Here is a 14,612-nt window from a genome sequence, read left to right as displayed (position 1 = left end):
GAGCGGATTATGTGGCGAGATGTTATCGGACTGGCCCTGGCGGCCACGCTGTTGTTGATTAGCAAAACGGCGGCTGATACCCTCGGCCAGAACCAAGAGCCAACTCATTCTGTTCCGCTGCAAGACAAGCTGCTGGAATAAAGTTGTGCCGCTGCTGTCCCAAGCCGTTATCTCGTTGCCGCTTTGTGCAACACTCATCCTCAGAGAATCTTTAGAGTCTTTTCATTAGGCTTGGGATCCCAATGCGCATAGCCCTGTTTACGGAGACGTTTCTGCCCAAGGTGGATGGCATCGTCACGCGGCTTTGCCACACAGTGCGCCATCTAACGGCTCGCGGCAACTCGGTGCTTATCGTCGCGCCTCAGGGAGCCCCCAGGCGGTTTGCGCGGGCACGGGTCTACGGGATCCCGGGCTTCCCCTTGCCTTTGTACCCGGAGTTGAAGCTGGCTGCCCCTGGCCCGGCCATCGGCAAGCTGCTCAACCGTTTTCGACCGGATGTGATCCACGTGGTCAACCCGGCAGTTTTGGGGTTGGGGGGCCTCTACTACAGCCAGACGATGGGGATCCCGCTGGTGGCCTCCTACCACACCCATTTGCCAAAGTACCTCAAGCACTACGGGCTGGGTTTCCTAGAGGGGGTGTTGTGGAGCCTCCTCAAGCTGGGACACAATTTGGCGCGGCTCAACCTCTGCACCTCGACGGCCATGATGCAGGAGTTGAGCGCCCACGGCATCGAGCGGGTACACCTGTGGCAGCGGGGGGTGGATACGGAGCTGTTTCACCCGCAGGCTGCTAGCCCAGAGATGCGGGCCCGCCTCACGGCAGGGCAGCCGGAGCGACCCCTGTTGCTCTACGTGGGGCGGCTCTCAGCAGAAAAAGAGGTGGGGCGGATCCGGGTGTTGCTGGAGCAGATCCCGCAAGCGCGGCTGGCCATTGTGGGCGACGGGCCGGAGCGGGGATCCCTGGAGCAACATTTTGCCGGCTACGATGTGGTGTTTACGGGCTACTTGCAGGGGCAAGACCTGGCAGCGGCCTTTGCTTCCGCGGATCTGTTCGTGTTCCCCTCCCGTACCGAGACGCTGGGGCTGGTCTTGTTGGAGGCCATGGCTGCCGGCTGTCCGGTGATCGCCCCCCGCTGCGGCGGCATTACCGATGTGGTGGACAGCGGCCGCAACGGCTTTCTCTTCGAGCCGGACTCCGACAGCGACTTTGTTCGGGCCACGCGGCAGCTGTTGGACAGCGCCGGGCAGCGGCAGCTCTTCCGGCAGCAGGCCCGCCAAGAGGCTGAGCGCTGGAGTTGGTCGGCAGCCACGCAGCAGTTGGAGGAGTACTACCGCGCCGTCATCGCCGAGTCGGGATCCAGGCTGCGGAAATGACGTTCCAGGACACCTAGGGTGGAGTCCACTTAGGCAGAGACGGGCCGATCCCCTTCAATAGCCCGCACCTGGTCGACGAAGAATTCTTCCAAAGATTGCCGCTGCAGATGCAAATCGGTCACCACCGCCCCCGCCTGGCTTAGAAGCGTTAGCAGCTCCGGCAGGGATCCGCCCCATTCCCCCGACCAGTGGGATCCCTGGATGGAGAAGTGCTCGAGGCGGTCGCGGAACTGGTCGATGGCGCCGCCGTGCCCTTGCACGTGGTAGCTTTTGCTTTGGCCCAGCAGCTCGTCCAACGTCCCCTGCTGCACCAATTTGCCGCCGACCATGAGGCCGACGCGGTTGCAGATCACCTCCACATCTCCCAAGATGTGGCTGTTGAAGAACACCGTTTTGCCCTGTTGCTTGAGGGACAAGATGATCTCGCGCATCTGGTAGCGGCCCATGGGATCCAGCCCCGACATCGGCTCGTCTAGGAACACCAGCTCCGGGTCGTTGATCAGGGCTTGGGCCATGCCGGTGCGCTGCAGCATGCCCTTGGAGTAGGTGCGCAGTTGCTTTTTGCGGGCCGTATCGATAGAAAGCCCCACCAGCTCCAGCAGTTGCGGGATCCGCTCCTTGAGGAGGCTATCGGACAGGCGAAAGACCTTGCCGGCAAAATAGAGAAACTCCCATGCCGTCAGGTAATCGTAAAAATAGGGGTTCTCCGGCAGATATCCCACCCGCTGCTTAATGGAGCGATCCCCCAGAGGCTTGCCCAGGAGCGTGCCCCTGCCGCTGGTGGGCTCCACAATCCCTAGCAGGCATTTGATCGTGGTGGTTTTGCCGGCCCCATTCGGCCCCAACAGCCCAAAAGTTTCGCCGCGGGCTACCGTTAGAGAAAAATCCTTCAGGGGGCTGACCACCTTGTTTAGCCAAAAGCCGGTGCGATAGGTTTTGGTCAGGCCGGAGATGGCAATGGCCGGTTCGGGATGGAGGTCAGTCGCTTCAGGGGAGGGGGCAACCGTCTCGCTCATAGAGAGAAAGCCGGGGCTGAGAAAAGAACCAGGGCGAACCCTGGGGGATGCTGGGCCGCTATCCAGTTTACCCTGTCCCAGCTACTGGTTTGGTTGCAGTTTCCTAGAAGGGCCTCTTGACCTTGGGTTGTTTAACCTTCAGCTCGCGAATCCGTTTCAACATCTTTTGGAAATACTCAGCCAGGTAGTCTTCAAGGGAGGTCAGGGAAGCCAGTTCAATGCCCAAGGCTTCGCACACAGGCGTCATGTCGGCATACATCGGCTCTTTGGCGGCAATTACCTCCACAAACGCCAGCCGGTCGGCAATGTTCCAGCTCCACTGAAAAAACTGGGCCACCCTGCGCGCTCCCCGCAAGACCCCCAGTGGTATGGTTCGAACCTTGGCCTTTTTGCCGGAAAGCTGCTCACAGAGAGCGATGACCTCTTGGGAAGTCCAGGCCTTGGGTCCCACCAAGGGAAAGACCTGCTGCTTGGCGGCTTCGACGCTGAGGGCTCGCACGGCAAATCGAGCTGCATCTAGGGTGTCGAGGTAGGCCGTGGGGATGCTCTCGCTGGCTACCCAAACAATTTGCTCTTCCAAAATCGGGATGGCGTACTGGCCGATCAATCCCTGCATAAAGCCCGCCGGACGAAAGATGGTGTAGGGCATCTGGGATCCGATCAAGTATTTCTCGATGTGGTGCTTGAAATTCATCAGGGGCACATTAGGGTACTCGTGCTGAGCACCCATGATGGAGAAAAAGATAAAATGCCCCACTTGGGCAGCCCGTGCCGCATTGATCAGAGCAACTTTGCCATCCCAATCCACCTGGCGGGCGCTGAGGGTGTCGGTTACTCGCACCGTGGCACAGTCGATCACCGCCTCGACGCCTTCCATCGCCGCTCGGAGCGTGCTGGGCTGCAGTAGGTTCCCCACCTTGAGGTGAGCCCCCCACTCGCTCAAGAAAGCAGCCTTGGCTGGGTTCCGCACCAGACAGGTAACCTGATGCCCCTCTTCGATGGCCCGCCGCACCACCTGACGGCCCAGCGTTCCCGTTGCCCCCACAACCAGCACGTTCATAAAATTATCATTTCTTAACCTTAGGCTTAGTCTATCAGACGGATGCAGCTCCTAACACAAGAGGATAGCTTGGTAGCCCCGTACTTTAGTGCGGAGCGGAAAAGCCCTTGAGCCACTTTAGTTGCTTCTTGACAGCGCCTTCGCGAGTCCATTTTGGGCTGCGTAAGAATCCCCTGGGTGGGAGTGTCAAAACTTGACCTGAGCAGTGGCAAACAAATAGGGATCCCCGCGGCGCCGCAGGGATCCCTGGTTATGGCTCAGTCTGCCGCCGAGAGAGTGTCTAGCCAGCCAGCTCGTTCATGCGTTGCGCCAAAGTGAAGTCCAGTTCCGTAATGCCCCCGGCATCGTGGGTGGTGAGATCCACCCGCACGCGGTTGTACACATTGGTCCACTCGGGGTGGTGCCCCATGCTCTCGGCTACCAAAGCCACACTGCTCATCCAGCCAAAAGCTTCCACAAAAGAGCGAAATTGAAATTGGCGATGCAGCTTCCCATCCTGCAAGGACCAACCCGGCAGGCTTTCCAGCTTGGTCTGGATCTCAGCCTCGCTGAGTTTGACAGGTCTGGACATGGGCGTTCCCTCCAGTCGTTGCCACCGCTTTCATCAAAAAATCACCTGAGGGCGGATCCCGGCTTCTTTACAAAACTTCGTAGTCTTCCGGTTCCTGCGAGGCAGCAGCAGGGCCAAGGGGTTTGTACAGCCAGTAGCCTTGCACAGTAAAGTGGGCCTGCCTGTAAAAGTTGAGGGCAGCTTGGTTGTGGCGGTAAACCTGCAAGGTAATGGCCGCTAACTGCTGCTGGGATCCCCAGCGTTCCACCTGTTGCATCAAAGCTTTGCCCAGTCCGCGCCGCCGGTGGGCAGGATCCACCCAGAGCAAAAAGATATAGGCCACTCGCCGATGGGTGGCTTGATCGGTGGAAACGCCGGCCCAGACACCGCCCACCGGCTCCCCTGTTGCTTCCTTGAGGATCCACCAGCAGGGGGTACGGGGAGGGTCGAAGAGGCGATCCAACGTCGCTTCCAGATGATCCCAGTGCCTTTGCTCGGGGAAAGATTCCTGCAAGGTGGCCTGCAATCCCCGCCGCACCCAGGGCCGATCCCAGGCGGAGCCAAGGCGCCAGCGGTAGCCAGCAGGCAAAGGGATCTCCGGTTCAGCCATCCTCAGCCATTCGCGGAAAAAAGAGCGGCAAGGCCCACCGCTGCTGCCTCCTCGATCGGGGCCGGCTGAGCCATATCTTCTGGCAGAAACGAGCGAATGCTCACCACCACCAGAGTGAATAGAAACACCAGCAGGATGAAGGCGGGAAAGATATACTGCCGTAGGATGTTCATATTTCTACACCTTAGCTCCTACAGTATAGTGCAAGTCGGGATGCGAGCGCGAAGAGGCTTCTCCAGGCCAGCCGCTGTTAGACTGGTGTAGCCATAGCTTTTGCGGGCAACTCCTCCGTCCGATGTCCTCCGCACCCTCTGAGCCCAATCCGGAAAACTTGCCTGTCTTGGGGCAGAAGGTACAGGCCAAGCTGCGCGCTCTGGCAACCCTGCCTGGCCTTGGCGAGAAAGGGATCCGGCTCCTGCTGCGGGTTGCTCAAGCCGACCCGGAGTGGAAAGTGCGGGCAAGAGCCTACGAAGTGTTGCCTCTTTAGAAAGAGGCGATCCTGCCCGATGGTTCGGTCTGGTCTTCCGACAAGCCCTCCTGAGCTGGCCTAACTCCAGCAACAGCTCAATCCACCTGGCTGCGGGTTTCTCTTTCAGGGCAGGGAAGAGCTACAGGTCTTGAGCCTAAAATACGCCTATCCCCTGCTGTGGAGATCCTTGGCTTCTTCAATGGACCCCACTGACCCGACCATGCTGCCTGTGCGCCCCCGAGAAACCGTTTCCATGTTCACCCGCGACGGGATCCAACTGGACGCGGATGTCTATCGCCCCGAAGGGGAGGGGAGCTACCCGGTCTTGCTGATGCGGCAACCCTACGGGCGGGCCATTGCCTCGACGGTAGTATACGCCCATCCGCGCTGGTATGCGGCCCACGGGTACATCGTGGTCGTCCAGGATGTGCGGGGGCGGGGCACGTCCAAGGGATCCTTCTACCCTTTCCGCCACGAAGCCGAGGACGGGTTCGACGCCGTCAACTGGGCGGCCGCTTTGCCGGGGAGCAACGGTGTGGTGGGTATGTACGGCTTTTCTTACCAAGGCATGACCCAACTGTATGCCGCCTCCACCCGTCCCAGCGCCCTGAAGGCCATCTGCCCAGCCATGCTGCCCTACGATCTCTACGCCGATGCCGCCTATCCGGGGGGAGCCTTCGCTTTCTACAACAACCTCAGTTGGGCCCTGCAACTGGAAGCTGAGGGGGCGCGCCTGCGCGGCGATGCCAACGCTTACCAGGCCCTTTTCAAGGCCTCCCGCAACCTGCCCCTTTACGATCCCATCCCCCTCAAGCCAGGCGTGCTGCAGCAATATGCGCCCCAGTCCTATTACTTTGACTGGCTGGAGCACAGCGAGCCCGACGACTACTGGCGCCAGCTCTCCCCCCGTCTGGAAGCGGTGGATCTGCCGATGTTGCACATTGGCGGCTGGTTCGACAGCTACCTAACCGGCAGCCTGCGCCTTTACAAGGAAATAAGCGCCCGCAGCCAAAACCCTCAGTACCTGGTTGTCGGGCCCTGGGCCCACCTGCCTTGGGGGCGCAAAGTGGGGGCGCTGGACTTTGGCCCCGAGGCCGTCAGCCCCATCGATCGGCTGCAGGTGCGCTGGTTCGACCAGTTCCTCAAAGGCAAAGACACAGGGATCCTCCAAGAGCCGCCGGTACGCCTGTTCGAGATGGGATCCAACCGCTGGCGCAGCTTTGAGGCCTGGCCCACGCCGGAGCCGAAGGTTTTCTACCTGCACAGCAGCGGCCTGGCCGCCCTTTCTGAAGCAGAGGGATCCCTTCGCCCAGAGCCCCCACCAAAGCAGCAGTCGGATACTTTTGTTCACGATCCCTGGCGACCCGTGCCGGCCCTAGGAGGCCACCTCATCCATCCCGCCGGGCCGCAGGAGCGCTCTGCCCTCGACTGCCGCGCCGATGTTCTCACCTACACCACCTCTCCCCTGGCAACCGACCTCGTCCTGGCAGGGGACATTCTCGTGGAAGTGTATGTGGAAGCCGACAGCCCCAGTTTCGATCTCTGCGCCGTGCTCTCGGTGGTGAGGCCGGAGGGCCAGGTGTATAACTTTTCCCAGGGCTACCGCCGGCTGCGGGATCCCCAGCCCAAGGCCCCCATTGGGATCCCTTGCCAGCCCACCTGCATCCGCATTCCCCGCGGCCACGCCCTGCGCCTCAGCCTTAGCGCGGCCTGTTTCCCGGCCTACCCCGTTAACACAGGCACGGGGATGCGAGAAGAGCGGCTCATCGAGGCCCGCATTCTCACCCTCGCTCTTCACAGCGGCAGCGACACCCCCTCGCGGCTGCATCTGCCCATTGTCGAGGGGAGTTAGGGGGAGTGACAGTTTAAGACAACACAGCTTCTCATCCCTTCGCAACTCCTCCTCACAAACAGACATCAAACGTTAGGATAGAAGCAAGCAGGGCAAGGGAACCCCATGTTGCAAGACCCGAAGTTGATCCGGCACTATCAGGCTTTGACCGACGCGCTGGTGGACAGTTGGCATCGCGGCTATCGGCGCACTGACGAGCTGCGCCTGCTGGTGGATGGCTACCTGCTGGCCCTGCGAACTGGCAAGCAATTGCAGCCTTTTGAGATCTACCGCCTTGAAGACGAGGTCAACCGCTTCCTCTACGACCCCTCCAACTTCGTGGAGCCGGAACTGGAGCGGGAGACCGAGGCGATGCGGGGCTATTGATATTGCTTATTGATATTGCATAGAGAGGGGCCGGGGGTGAGGGATCGAACACCGGCAGAGGCCTGGTAGGCTGGGGTCAGTGCTGTTCCTCACTCCAGTCCTATGGCGGTTTGGGATACGCTGGCAACTTCTCGGCGTCCGGCCCTGCTGGGATCCGGCTTGGGCTTGGGGATAGCCTTGACCCTTGGGTATGGGCTGTTCGGCTACCACGTCTTGCAGGTTGGCATCTGGTTGTTGAGCATCCTGTTGGTGGGGTTGTACGTGGCCCAGTTTCCCCCAGCTCAGCCCCCTTGGGATCCGACGCGGCTGCGCTGGCGCCAGGAGTTGCTGCACCTGGGGCTATTGGCGTTGGTTTTTGCTCCCATCTACCTCTACGACCTGGCCAACATCCCCTTTCAGATCAACACCGACGAGATTGTCATCACCTCCATGGCCCGGCGGGCTTCAGCGGTACGCTACCCCGATATCTTTGGGCTGATGCCAGAGTACTTCTATTTTCCCCGCTTTATGTTCAGCCTCTTTGGCGGCCTGACGCGGCTGATGGGGGGAGTCACGCTGGTGAATGTGCGCACGGTGCATGCCACCTTCGGGGTTGTCACCATTCTGGTGGCCTACGGGTTTTTTCGGTCGTTCTGGAACCCCCGGCTGGCCTTGGCGGCGGCGGCCCTCCTGGGATCCAACCACGCTCTGCTGGGCATCAGCCGCATGGCGATGCGGGAGAACCTGATTGTGCTGGTGGAGTGTGCGGCCCTGGCCTTGATCTTAAAGGGCGTGCGGGAAAAGAATCCCCTGCTTTTGTATTTGGGGGGAGGGGCAGCGGGTTTCTCCCTCTACGGCTATCTGCCGGGGCGGGTGGTGATCTTGCTGGGGTTGCTGTTTGGCGGCCTCTACCTGCTCCTGGGCCGGGAGGATCTGCAAGGAGAAAACAAGCAGGCCAACCCCTTCTGGACTTTGGCCAAGCTGACGGTGCCGGCGGCGCTGGGGTTTTTCCTGGTGGCTGCGCCCATTCTGGTGGCCACTGCCACTGCTCCGCCAGTGAGCGCCGAGTATGCCCGCCAGCAATTTCTCTTTTTCCCAGAAGGGCGGGCGCTGCAGCAGATGTGGGTGAATGCCGCTACGCCAGCCGAGGCGGTGTGGCGCAACATCCGCAACGGCCTAAGTATGTTCAACGACCCCAGCCAGCACGACCGGGGCTATATCTATCCCAACTACGGCCATGCCTTTGTAGATCCCCTGACAGGGGTCTTGATCTGGCTGGGGCTGGGATCCGGGCTCTACCGCCTTCTCAAAGGGCGCAGCCAACCCCACGACTGGCTCTGCCTGGGCAGCTTCCTGTTTCTCTACCTGCTCTTTAGCTTGGCCATCACCAAAGCCCCCAACTACACTCGCCTGCTGGTGATCCTGCCCTTTGTAGCCTACCTAACCCTGGAAGGGATCCAGGCGCTGGCTGCTCTCCTGGGACGTTGGGGATCCCGGGCAAGAGGTTGGCTGCCGGCAGCGGCGATGGCGGGGGCGGTCCTGTTGATCGGGGGATGGAACTTGGCCATTTTTGGGGATTTTGTCCACAAGGGCTGGACCCAGGGCAACGATGTGGGGGCCACCGGGCGCTATGTGGCAGCTCGCCAAATGGATCCCGACTACCGCTTCTATCTGGCGGCTAGCACTGCCTACCCCTATTTCAGCTGGGGGGAACCCCACTATTGGCAAAGTTGGATCCAATTTTTTGCCGGACGGGAACAAAAGGTAGCGGTGTTTTCCCCTGAGGTGTTGCCCATCCAGGCGCTGGAGCCACCGTTTACCCTGTTCATGAACGAGTGGGTATGGGATCAGCAGGGGGCAGAGCTGCAACGGCGCTTTCCCAAGGGGCAGTTGCATCGGATCCCTGCCGAGCGGGGGCTATGGGCCTTTGAGGTGGCGGATCCCTAGAGCTCCCCCCCTGGTTTGGCCAACCCACTGTTCGCGGGACGGAGTCCTTTCGCGTCAGCGGGACGGAGTCCTTTCTTTTTACCAGGCTAAAAGTAGCTGAAAGCACACTATGCAGATCCAGAGCCGCCAACAGTAGAAGAAGTAGAAGAAGATGATAGCGTTCCAGGGATCCCAGACGTGCGTTGTGATGCCTACGACCCGGGCGAGGGGTTTTACGACGAGCTGTTTTTGGGGCGTAACCAGCCCCGTCCTGAGGCGATCCCGCTGATTGAGCGCATTCATTCTCTGGAAGAAGGGGAACTGCAGCAGCGGCAAGCGGCGGCGCAGGCGGCCCTCTTTCAAATGGGGGTGACCTTCAACGTCTATGGCGATAGCCAGGGCACGGAGCGAATTTTCCCCTTTGACATCATTCCCCGCATCGTCTCGGCTTCCGAGTGGCAGCGGCTGGAGAAGGGTCTCAAGCAGCGCATCCACGCCCTCAACCTGTTCATCGACGATGTCTATCACGACCAGAAGATCCTTAAGGATGGGGTGATCCCTGCCGAGCTGATCGAAACGGCCAAGGGATTTCTGCGGCCCTGTGTGGGGCTCAACCCACCGGGGAGAATTTGGTGCCACGTCACCGGCACCGACCTGGTGCGGGATCGGGACGGAACTTGGTACGTGCTGGAAGATAACCTGCGCTGTCCGTCGGGAATCTCTTATGTGCTGGAAAATCGGCGGGTGATGAAAAGCACCTTTCCCTCCCTGTTCAACACCATGGGGATCCGCCCGGTGGACGATTACCCCAGCCACTTGTTGGATACTCTGCTTAACCTGGTGCCGCACCTAGCCAATCCAACGGTGGTGGTGCTCACCCCCGGCATCTAAAACTCCGCCTACTTCGAGCATTCTTTCCTCGCCCAGCAGATGGGGGTGGAGCTGGTGGAAGGGCGGGATCTGGTGGTGGCCGATGGCTATTTGCAAATGCGCACCACCAAAGGGCTGCAGCGGGTGGATGTGATCTACCGCCGCATCGACGATGACTTCATCGATCCCCTTGCTTTTCGCCCTGATTCCCTCTTGGGGGTACCCGGCCTGTTTGAGGTTTATCGGTCAGGGCGGCTGGCGATTGCCAACGCTTTGGGAACGGGGGTGGCGGACGACAAGGTGATCTACGCCTATGTGCCCCAGATGATCCGCTACTATCTGGGAGAGGAAGCCATTTTGCCCAACGTGCCCACCTACCTCTGCTGGGATCCCAAGGATCAGGCGTATGTGCTGGAGAACCTCGACAAGCTGGTGGTGAAGGCAGCCAACGAGTCGGGTGGCTACGGCATGTTGATGGGATCCCAGGCCACACCGGAAGAGCGGGCTGCTTTTGCCGAGAAAATCCGCGCCCAACCGCGCAACTACATCGCCCAACCCACCCTGTGCCTTTCTCGCGTGCCCACCTTGGTGGATCGGGGAGAAGGCCCCCGTCTAGAACCCTGTCATGTGGACTTGCGGCCCTATATCCTCTACGGCAAAGAGATCTACGTTCACCCAGGGGGGCTGACCCGCGTCGCCCTCAAGAAGGGATCCCTGGTGGTGAACTCCTCCCAGGGGGGCGGCAGCAAAGATACCTGGGTGCTCTGCGCGGATCCCGGCTGTTGAGAGACGGCTGGCAAAATAGGCTCAAAGTCGCTTGCCCGAACCTCTGCTCCACCGACCAAAGCGGCTGGCATGTTGAAGCGCCAGATCCACGTAGTGCTGAGCGTGAAGGCGCAGTTGCTCGACCTCTTCCTCGGTGAGGGTGCGGATAGCCTTGGCTGGGATCCCCGCCGCCAAAGAGTGGGGTGGCACAGACCGGGTGACCACTGCTCCAGCTCCCACCATGCTGCCCGCCCCGATGGTGACCCCGCTCAAGAGAACGGCCCCAATCCCGATCAGACATCCCCCCTCGATGTGGGCACTGTGGATGACCGCTCGATGGCCTATGGTCACTTCCTCGCCAATCAGGGTCGGCTGTCCGGGATCCCCGTGCAGAATGGCTCCATCTTGGATATTGCTGCGGCGGCCAATCACAATGGGCGAGAGATCCCCCCGCAAGATGGCCCCGTACCAGATGCTCACCGCTTCCGAAAGATGGACATCGCCGATCAGTGTGACATTGGCGGCAATAAAGGCTGCCTGGTCGATCCCTCTCGGCTGCTGCTCTAACCCCACTTTCCAAACGCCCTTGGCAACGGCTTCCATTTCCCCAATCCTACTGCTACCGGGGGTGCGGCAATTCCAGACCTGCCCCAGCGCTCCGCGCCGCCTCCAGTCCCAGAAAAAGAGAGGAGCCAGGGATCCAGAAAATCAACCCGTCCCTTTGCTCCTGTTTCACCATTGTCAATCCATTGCACAATAGCAATGAGATATAAGCAACACATTTGGCTCATTGTCGATAGCTGTGGAAGCGTTCGTTAGATTAATTTCTAACTCTTGTAGGAGAGGGGCTAGGGGTGAGGGATTTTAGCTAAGCCTGCCGTTGCAGCAGGGGAGAGGATTCAGACGGTTGCAAGGGGCGAATGGCAAAGAAAGTTTCGTAGATACAATCGCCAACGTGGTTCATTTGTAGCTGCAATTTGTCGAGAAACTCATGTAAGCCCTGCTCCATAATGTCGTCGATGGTTAGGTAGTCCAGCTCAGAACGCAGGCGGCCCAAAGCTCGCTCGCTGGGATCCCGCCAGGTATCGGCTGGGGTGCCGGTGATCTGGTGCAGGGATCGATCCGCGTGAATAAGACAAAACTGAATAGAGCGGGGAAATTGCCGATCCAAAATCAGGAAAGAGGCCACCTCCCTGGGATTGATGCGGTGTTGGCGGCTGTGTTTCCGATACATTTCATAAGCACTGGCCGACTTCAGCAAGGCGATCCACTGCAGCTCATCCAAAGCCGTGCCCACGTACTGCAGAGAGGGCAGCAAGATAAAATACTTAACGTCCAAAATGCGCGCCGTTTTGTCTGCCCGCTCCAAAAGACGGCCAATCTGGCCAAAGTGCCAACCTTCCCCGTGGGTCATGGTGGCATCCATCACCCCGGCGAATAGGTGACTGGCCAGCTTCACTTCCGTGAAAAAATCGTGGAGCTGACTCAGGTGGGGGCCTTGCTGAGCTGCTTCTTTGACCATCAAATAAAAGCGGTTGACCCGCTCCCACATTTCTGAAGAAATGACCTCCCGCACAGAACGGGCATTTTCTCGCGCCAGCCGCAAACAGGAAAGGATGGAGTTGGGGTAATCCCTATCAAAAGCCAGGAACTGGATGACCGTTTCTTGGGTCGCCTGGCCATAGCGTTGGTAAAACAGCTCCTGATCCCCGGTGGTGTAGACGATGGGATCCCACTGCTGGGCGGGACCGCTGGGCAAGTCTAGGATGAGGTTGAGATTGACATCGATGAAGCGGGCGATGTTCTCGGCGCGCTCCACGTAGCGGTTGAGCCAGTAGATGGAATCGGCCACGCGACTCAGCATGCTGTTACCTCCTCTGGAGTTTCTTGTCTCTGCGCTCCGTTCAAATTCAACAAACGAAGCAGCCGCCGCACCTTCACCAGCAGCACCCCCGTCAGGCCGGTCAAGATCCACCCCATCCACTCGGCTGCAGTACCCAGATAGCGCACCTGCACGCGATGATCCCCCGGCGGGATCCGCACCTGCAACAGCCCCAGTCCATTGTGCTCGGCAGATGTGAGGCGACCATCCACCTGTACCCGCCAAGCGGGGTAGTAAAACGTGCGCAGGACTACCCATTGATCCTGATTGGTGGGGTTAACGGCCCAAAAACGACGGTAGCCATAGCGCCACTGCTCCACTTCCAACAGTGGCTCCAGATTGCCTTGCTCTTGTCCAAAATCCACTACGTCCCCCTGCCACCGCAGCAGCGGATCCACCTCTGGGGGCGGCATGGGCAGGGTTGCTTGGCGAGGTCGGTACTCCAGCGCATCCACCAGCGCCAACCCATCGGGAAAGCGCCAGTGCAGGTGCAAAAAAGCAATGCCCGGCCGCTCTTGCGGCTCGTGGGGGAACTGCTTGGCCGCAGCTAGCTCTTGAAAGGTTTGGACAAGCTGCAGATCGAAGCCGGCTTTGGACATCAGTTGCAAGCCCTGCCAGGTTTGTACTCCCATGGCCAGGCCGATCCCCACCAGCAAAAGGAGCTGCAGGCGCTTGTGCCCCCATCCCCACCCAGCTAAGGATCCCAATAGCCAAGGCACGGTTACTGCCGTCACCGCCATCCAGCGCCAGGAAAACTGGATGCGCCGCAGCGGCAAAACCCACTCGTAGAGCCCAGCCAGCAGATCCGTCATCATCAGCAACGCCACCAGGCTGGCTCCCAGGCTGTAGAGCAGGGTGGCTTTGGCAAGAGGGAATTCGTCAGCTCCGCTTCCCTGCAAGAGCAACGTCCCCTCTGTTCGGCGGGCCAGCCACTCCAGAAAAACCAGGAGCCCCGCCCCCACCAGAACCGCTGCCATCCAGACCCAGTACCCCACCAGGTTGCTCTCAAACCAGTGCTCTGTCCAGCGCGGCTGAAGCTGCATGAGCCCGCTCAGCATCAGGCGATGGTGGGGCGTGTACTCTTCGGCAAAGTTGACAAAGTCCACCTGGACATGGCGCTGATCCCAAAAGGCCGGCAACAGATAAAAAGCAGCCCACCCCAGCCCCAGCCCAAATCCTAGGTAGCAGCGTCCCACCCTGGGCCAGAAGGGATCCCTTCCCCCCAACACCCAAGGCAGGGGCAGCCAAATCAAGGTAAACACCAGCAACGTGGGCAGATGAGAGAGCGTCAGCAACCCATAGCTCAGCGCCAAAACCGCAACCGGCCCAATGGACTGGGGCCGGCAGATCGTCTGCAGCGAGGCCCAGAAAATCCAGGGCAGGATTGCAATGGCCCACACTTCTCCAATTGCCCCCCGTTGGTAGATGTCTACCAACCAATAGGGGCCGGCCATGCTCAGCAGGGCCAAGCCCAGCGCCAAAGCCCAAGGAAGCACTTGCCGCAGCAGGACGTACAGCCCCAGCCCGAAGACTGCCATCGCCAGGCCCATGCTGGCCACCAAGGATCCAGGCATATCCAGCCCCAGCAGGCGAAACGGCAAAGGGGCCACCATGCATAGAGGTGGATAGAAGGCAAAGGTGGGGTTGCCGTAGCCGAAGTTGGAATACTCCAGCCAGCGGGGGTAAAACTGCCCGCCGAAAAACTGCCGCTGATACTGAAAGGCCCAACTGAGGTTGAAGTGGGTGGAATGAGTGATGGGGTAGCCCCGCTGCAGCATCGGCCAGAGCAGGGCCAGCACTCCAGTTAGCAGCGCAAGCCCGACCAGCAGCTTCGGTTGGCGTAACGCTTTCATCCTCACTTCTGGACTAGGCGTTGCCTACCTCCCTCTTT

Annotated in this window: 14 protein-coding genes and 1 pseudogene; 7 read left to right on the top strand and 8 right to left on the bottom strand. The window is 60.0% G+C overall.

Features of this window, described 5'->3' with window-relative positions:
• Window positions 1-9 precede the first annotated feature (9 nt).
• Entirely contained in the window at window positions 10-141 is a 132-nt protein-coding gene (locus NW855_RS03320) for a hypothetical protein (protein ID WP_011429930.1), read from the top strand.
• 101 nt (window positions 142-242) lie between these two features.
• Window positions 243-1,376, top strand: a complete 1,134-nt coding sequence (locus NW855_RS03315) for a glycosyltransferase family 4 protein (protein ID WP_011429929.1) — start codon at window positions 243-245, stop codon at window positions 1,374-1,376.
• Window positions 1,377-1,405: 29 nt separating this feature from the next.
• On the opposite strand, the gene NW855_RS03310 is transcribed toward NW855_RS03315, so the two are convergent.
• The 5 genes from NW855_RS03310 to NW855_RS03290 all read right to left on the bottom strand — a co-directional run bounded on the left by NW855_RS03310 (window position 1,406) and on the right by NW855_RS03290 (window position 4,785).
• Window positions 1,406-2,392 carry an ABC transporter ATP-binding protein gene (locus tag NW855_RS03310; protein WP_011429928.1) on the bottom strand — a complete coding sequence of 329 codons (987 nt, stop codon included), beginning with the start codon at window positions 2,390-2,392 and terminating at the stop codon, window positions 1,406-1,408.
• Window positions 2,393-2,495: 103 nt separating this feature from the next.
• Window positions 2,496-3,452 carry an NAD(P)H-binding protein gene (locus tag NW855_RS03305; RefSeq protein ID WP_011429927.1) on the bottom strand — a complete coding sequence of 319 codons (957 nt, stop codon included), beginning with the start codon at window positions 3,450-3,452 and terminating at the stop codon, window positions 2,496-2,498.
• A gap of 280 nt (window positions 3,453-3,732) precedes the next feature.
• A complete protein-coding gene (locus NW855_RS03300; protein WP_011429926.1) occupies window positions 3,733-4,023 on the bottom strand; it encodes a 4a-hydroxytetrahydrobiopterin dehydratase in 291 nt (96 codons plus the stop codon).
• A gap of 67 nt (window positions 4,024-4,090) precedes the next feature.
• Window positions 4,091-4,612 carry a GNAT family N-acetyltransferase gene (locus tag NW855_RS03295; RefSeq protein ID WP_011429925.1) on the bottom strand — a complete coding sequence of 174 codons (522 nt, stop codon included), beginning with the start codon at window positions 4,610-4,612 and terminating at the stop codon, window positions 4,091-4,093.
• Window positions 4,613-4,614: 2 nt separating this feature from the next.
• Complete coding sequence (locus NW855_RS03290) at window positions 4,615-4,785, bottom strand: hypothetical protein (protein ID WP_011429924.1); 171 nt, start codon at window positions 4,783-4,785, stop codon at window positions 4,615-4,617.
• Between the two features lie 122 nt (window positions 4,786-4,907).
• Between NW855_RS03290 and NW855_RS03285 the strand changes: the two genes are divergently transcribed.
• The 5 genes and pseudogenes from NW855_RS03285 to NW855_RS03265 all read left to right on the top strand — a co-directional run bounded on the left by NW855_RS03285 (window position 4,908) and on the right by NW855_RS03265 (window position 10,860).
• Window positions 4,908-5,099: a hypothetical protein gene (locus tag NW855_RS03285; protein ID WP_011429923.1), complete on the top strand. Its 192-nt coding sequence runs from the start codon at window positions 4,908-4,910 to the stop codon at window positions 5,097-5,099.
• 169 nt (window positions 5,100-5,268) lie between these two features.
• Window positions 5,269-6,933, top strand: a complete 1,665-nt coding sequence (locus tag NW855_RS03280) for a CocE/NonD family hydrolase (RefSeq protein WP_414402116.1) — start codon at window positions 5,269-5,271, stop codon at window positions 6,931-6,933.
• A gap of 105 nt (window positions 6,934-7,038) precedes the next feature.
• Window positions 7,039-7,299 carry a DUF6761 family protein gene (locus tag NW855_RS03275; RefSeq protein WP_011429921.1) on the top strand — a complete coding sequence of 87 codons (261 nt, stop codon included), beginning with the start codon at window positions 7,039-7,041 and terminating at the stop codon, window positions 7,297-7,299.
• Window positions 7,300-7,401: 102 nt separating this feature from the next.
• The gene (locus NW855_RS03270) at window positions 7,402-9,225 is read left to right on the top strand and encodes a glycosyltransferase family 39 protein (RefSeq protein ID WP_414402774.1); all 1,824 of its coding nucleotides are present in this window, start codon (window positions 7,402-7,404) and stop codon (window positions 9,223-9,225) included.
• 177 nt (window positions 9,226-9,402) lie between these two features.
• A pseudogene (locus NW855_RS03265) lies at window positions 9,403-10,860 on the top strand (circularly permuted type 2 ATP-grasp protein).
• 21 nt (window positions 10,861-10,881) lie between these two features.
• Here NW855_RS03265 and NW855_RS03260 read toward each other — a convergent pair.
• The 3 genes from NW855_RS03260 to NW855_RS03250 form a co-directional block, all read right to left on the bottom strand.
• Entirely contained in the window at window positions 10,882-11,442 is a 561-nt protein-coding gene (locus tag NW855_RS03260) for a gamma carbonic anhydrase family protein (RefSeq protein ID WP_414402772.1), read from the bottom strand.
• 265 nt (window positions 11,443-11,707) lie between these two features.
• Window positions 11,708-12,703, bottom strand: coding sequence for an alpha-E domain-containing protein (locus tag NW855_RS03255; RefSeq protein ID WP_414375235.1), 996 nt, complete (start codon window positions 12,701-12,703; stop codon window positions 11,708-11,710).
• Window positions 12,697-14,574: a hypothetical protein gene (locus NW855_RS03250; protein ID WP_414508341.1), complete on the bottom strand. Its 1,878-nt coding sequence runs from the start codon at window positions 14,572-14,574 to the stop codon at window positions 12,697-12,699. Before NW855_RS03250 ends, NW855_RS03255 begins: the two co-directional genes overlap by 7 nt.
• Window positions 14,575-14,612 lie beyond the last annotated feature (38 nt).

Source organism: Synechococcus sp. RC10B2 (assembly GCF_047502635.1).
The sequence above is the reverse complement of the archived record's forward strand: the minus strand, read 5'-3'. Positions and strand labels throughout refer to the sequence as shown.